The 3,192-nt window shown below is 45.9% G+C and carries 3 protein-coding genes and 1 pseudogene; 3 read left to right on the forward strand and 1 reads right to left on the reverse strand.

All coding sequences use genetic code 11. The features are described 5' to 3' along the window. Positions 1-109 precede the first annotated feature (109 nt). The gene (locus QMN38_RS26380; protein ID WP_000654811.1) at positions 110-1,078 is read left to right on the forward strand and encodes an IS5 family transposase; all 969 of its coding nucleotides are present in this window, start codon (positions 110-112) and stop codon (positions 1,076-1,078) included. A 77-nt stretch (positions 1,079-1,155) separates the two neighbouring features. On the opposite strand, the pseudogene QMN38_RS26385 reads toward QMN38_RS26380, so the two are convergent. After that, positions 1,156-1,326 (reverse strand): annotated as a pseudogene (locus QMN38_RS26385) (TnsA endonuclease N-terminal domain-containing protein); the annotation flags it as partial. Positions 1,327-2,080: 754 nt separating this feature from the next. Between QMN38_RS26385 and QMN38_RS26390 the strand changes: the two are divergent. Further along, a complete protein-coding gene (locus tag QMN38_RS26390) occupies positions 2,081-2,461 on the forward strand; it encodes a hypothetical protein (RefSeq protein WP_001371925.1) in 381 nt (126 codons plus the stop codon). A gap of 57 nt (positions 2,462-2,518) precedes the next feature. After that, positions 2,519-3,142 carry a hypothetical protein gene (locus QMN38_RS26395; RefSeq protein WP_000490639.1) on the forward strand — a complete coding sequence of 208 codons (624 nt, stop codon included), beginning with the start codon at positions 2,519-2,521 and terminating at the stop codon, positions 3,140-3,142. Positions 3,143-3,192 lie beyond the last annotated feature (50 nt).

Here is a 3,192-nt window from a genome sequence, read left to right on the forward strand (position 1 = left end):
TTCTATCCATGATAGATAATTAAACAATCATTTCGCCATGAATATTTTTTCGTTTTTATTAAATTTAATTAAAAAGTGGCTTTGTTGAATAAATCGAACTTTTGCTGAGTTGAAGGATCAGATCACGCATCCTCCCGACAACACAGACCATTCCGTGGCAAAGCAAAAGTTCAGAATCACCAACTGGTCCACCTACAACAAAGCTCTCATCAACCGTGGCTCCCTCACTTTCTGGCTGGATGATGAGGCGATTCAGGCCTGGTATGAGTCGGCAACGCCTTCATCACGAGGAAGGCCCCAGCGCTATTCTGATCTCGCCATCACCACCGTTCTGGTGATTAAACGCGTATTCCGGCTGACCCTGCGGGCTGCGCAGGGTTTTATTGATTCCATTTTTGCCCTGATGAACGTTCCGTTGCGCTGCCCGGATTACACCAGTGTCAGTAAGCGGGCAAAGTCGGTTAATGTCAGTTTCAAGACGTCCACCCGGGGTGAAATCGCACACCTGGTGATTGATTCCACCGGGCTGAAGGTCTTTGGTGAAGGCGAATGGAAAGTCAGAAAGCACGGCAAAGAGCGCCGTCGTATCTGGCGAAAGTTGCATCTTGCTGTTGACAGCAACACACATGAAGTTGTCTGTGCAGACCTGTCGCTGAATAACGTCACGGACTCAGAAGCCTTCCCGGGCCTTATCCGGCAGACTCACAGAAAAATCAGGGCAGCCGCGGCAGACGGAGCTTACGATACCCGGCTCTGTCACGATGAACTGCGCCGCAAAAAAATCAGCGCGCTTATTCCTCCCCGAAAAGGAGCAGGTTACTGGCCCGGTGAGTACGCAGACCGCAACCGTGCCGTTGCTAATCAGCGGCTGAGCGGAAGCAATGCACGGTGGAAATGGACAACGGAATATAACCGTCGCTCGATAGCGGAAACGGCAATGTACAGAATGAAGCAGTTGTTGGGAGATTCACTGACGCTGCGTGACTACGATGGTCAGGTAGCGGAAGCTATGGCCATGGTGCGTGCGTTGAACAGGATGACAAAGGCTGGGATGCCAGAAAGCGTGCGTATTGCCTGAAAATCCAGCCAGCTACAGGGTCGTTCGCACGAAATCTTATTTATTCAACAAAGCCTCATTGGCCCTCAAACCCCATGATGATGGTTTCGAAACGTCTTAAGGCCAAAGACTATCGAACGGTTTCCACGGGATTTAACGTCCTGAGCTCTAAGCCAGGGCTGATAACTTTGGCCATAGCCCACTCCTATGCCGTCACCTAGCGCATTTTCATAATCCAAATAGGATTTGAGACGCCTACCCCTACCCATGATCGTACCCAAAAAACGACATTGATACGTACCTATATGTGCATTTTATAGTCTCCAACCCTATAGCCACACATTCAGTAAGCATACAACATTAGCGTCGTTTTTTGAGAATGGTTACAACTTTAGTGCTTTGTGTACAACTTTATTGTCTTCGGACAGTAGGACCCTCTAAAACCAATAGAATTTACGTAGAAACGCGTTTAGTAAAGGCTTTACTAATTACTAATGACTAACATATTAGCACTTTCAGATCTGTCAGCAATAACCCCGGGCGGCGAAATAATGAGAAGAGTTCTTCCGGAGAGCCTTTTCTTTCTATCTGATTGATTTTTAACACTTTTAAATGTCAGCTTTATGTAAACCTGTGGGATTTACTCCTAATTAAATCCCATAGTATGAAAATTAGGCATTTGCAAACCTTAATGACGTGACGTTGTCACGTAAATCAATGGAATTTAGTCTCTAGTAAAGAGTTAACTAGTGACTAACTGCCTGATCGGTGTGCTTGAACGGTGCACTTCAGGCCGGATATAAAAATTGATGAGAGATATACAGAAAATGATGGACCGGCTTAATAAGCCAGCCTTTCTTGGGATGATTGATGATGTTGAACACGCTATAAAGCGAAAATGCCCCTTTTTAACCTATAGGTTGGGCACTATGAGTAAGATACAATCAAATCGCCAGTCAGATGGCTAATTTCATTTTGACCAAAGCGGGCTATTTCAAGCGTTATCGCTGAGACGAGGCTTCAATGACAAGTACACTTGACCCATCACACAAGCAAATTGAAATGTGGCGCAGAGCTACCGGTTCCGAAGGTGGACTCAACGAATACCGCAACTGGGTTCTGGAAAATAGTATGAGATTTACAGCATACGGTATCCATACCGTTATCGTCGAAGGTGAGGCGAAGCATATAACAGCGCTTGATGATGTTACCCTCTGTAACGAGTGGGCGAAGCTTAAAAGAGAAAACAATAGGCTTTACGCAGCAAATGAAAAAATTTGCTCTGGCTGGCGTGGTTTTGTGTTGCGTTTGTTAGGAATAACACTGTCATGCAGAAAACCGGTCATCTTACTGGGGGCAGACGCGAAGAATCAAAATGATGCCGTGAAAGGGGCTGATTTGTAATTTTCAGGCGAGCCCACCGTTCTTAGAAAGCTGTTCTATGGGTATGTAAGGAAGATAATGTTCTCTGAACGCTCAGTACACTTAATCACTTCCTGTACAAAGGGCAAGAATCATCAGGGCCACGTCTGGCCGACATTGGACATAGATCCAAAACAAACCCCGGACGACGCAGCATATGCCTGGAGTAACATTGTAGACGACGCCAGAAGTAATCAGGCGGTACCGGCATTGTCCTTGTATTCAGGTAATCACTGGTCTACGGCAAAGGAAATTTTAAACTCAACCAGAAATCTGGAGTTGTGGATAATCTCTGCCGGGATGGGGTTTTTAAATAGTCGAGATCGGGTGCCCTCTTACGAGGCGACATTTCATCAAGTACCATTCAGGCATGATCTCTGGTGGAAAGCCATCACAAAATCACTAGGAAAGCATAACCGTTGCGCAACTATAAGCCAGTTAATGCAGTCCAGTCCGAATGATGAATATTTGATTGCGGCTTCGCCTGTTTATATTGCTGCTGTCCAGAATGACATCCTGAAGGGCATTGAGAGTTTGACTCATCCTCTTACGCAACTAACGATCGTGACATCAGGGGCATATGCTGGCCCACTTGAAGAATACTTAATTAAGAGTTCTTCTAGGATGATGAAAGAGCTAGGGAAGGTGCGAACAAGTTCCTGATATGAGATCATCATATTCATCCGGAGCGCATCCCAGAGGGACATCATGAG

Source organism: Citrobacter sp. R-1.5.2 (assembly GCF_035064245.1).
GTDB lineage: Bacteria > Pseudomonadota > Gammaproteobacteria > Enterobacterales > Enterobacteriaceae > Citrobacter.